The 1332-nt window shown below is 28.6% G+C and carries 1 protein-coding gene; it reads right to left on the reverse strand.

Annotated elements, in window-relative coordinates:
• Positions 1 to 64 precede the first annotated feature (64 nt).
• Positions 65 to 1039: a leucine-rich repeat domain-containing protein gene (locus ACFSR8_RS10435; protein WP_380291759.1), complete on the reverse strand. Its 975-nt coding sequence runs from the start codon at positions 1037 to 1039 to the stop codon at positions 65 to 67.
• Positions 1040 to 1332 lie beyond the last annotated feature (293 nt).

Raw genomic sequence — 1332 nt, forward strand, 5'->3', positions numbered from 1 at the left:
GAGTATCACGTACGGTTCTGTGAGAGGTTTAGGGGTGAGATTCCCCTTTACCTACTCGACTTTTTTATTCATATTGGACTGTCACTCCTTTTTGTTCAAATTTTTCAATTGTTTCTTTTATTCTTGATTCGTTAAAATTATTTTCTCTAATCAGTAAATAATTCAGTTTAGGCAAGGTCAATAAAGTGTCAGGAATTGAAGTCAATTCATTTCCATTTATAGCAAGACTTTCTAAACTTTTAATTCCACCAATCCATTCTGGGATTGTTTTAATTTCATTATAGCCTATTGTCAGTCTTTTTAGTTTAGGAAAATCTAAAATACTTTTAGGAAATTCTTTCAGTTTATTAGAATGAATATTTAAATACTCTAGATTTTTCAATTCTAAAAGTCCGTTTGGAAGTTTAGTCAAATTTTGATAATTGATTAAAACTTCTTTTTGGTCAAGATAATTTCCATTTTCATAACCTACTTTCAGGTTGTTTTTTAAATCTTTATTTTTAAGTTTCTCACAAATTAAATCTCCAATTGAATCTCTGTATTTATAATCAACTTCTCCCAAGTCGCTAATTGTTCCAACAACGTAATTGAATTTGTGATTTTTTTCTCCGTAACAATTATATTGCTCAAAGTAAGTCGCAGAAAACTTTTCACCACTACCAATTACAGGAAATTTATATCTATGTTTAAATGTCTCCTTTTTTGAAGAGGTTAGTAAAATTCCATTTTCTGGAATAAATATTTTATTATTTGTAAAATAATTACTTTCGAGTTTTGGTTGATTTTCTATTCCGAAAACTATTATAAAACTCTGATTTTTTCCAACAAAAGGTTCATTTTCATTTGTGAAATAAATTTCACTTCCAACGTCCCAATTTAAATGGTATAAAGTGTGTGACAAAACATAAACAAATATTAAAGTCCATTCAATAATTTGTCGGTATTTGACTTTGAATTTTTTAAGTAAAAAACTTGTAAATACTAAAATTGAATAAATTCCAAACAACCAAAGTATAGCTCCAATTCCCCAAAATCCCATAATAAAGAATATGAAAATTCCGAAAAGAAAAACTATAATACTAAACGAATATATGGGATTTCTGATGTTCATTCAAATTGGTGGCAACGGTTTGTGTATGATTAGTTGCGTGTTTAAGCAACTAATTTAATAAACAAAAACGAACGCGAGAAAATTCCGAATGAATTTTCCAAATAAGCAACGACCAAAGCAATTAATTATACACGTTGTGCCTGTTGCACAACCACTCGCTAAATATACAGAAAATTCGTATCTTTCTGTATGCAAGGCAAGAAAGATTACCAAGAAAAGTT

Source organism: Hyunsoonleella rubra, from assembly GCF_042684665.1.
Classification (GTDB): domain Bacteria; phylum Bacteroidota; class Bacteroidia; order Flavobacteriales; family Flavobacteriaceae; genus Jejuia; species Jejuia rubra.

Coding starts and splice junctions, on each gene's coding strand:
- ACFSR8_RS10435 (WP_380291759.1), bottom strand. CDS start 1,039: ATGGGATTTTGGGGAATTGGAGCTATACTTTGGTTGTTTGGAATTTAT.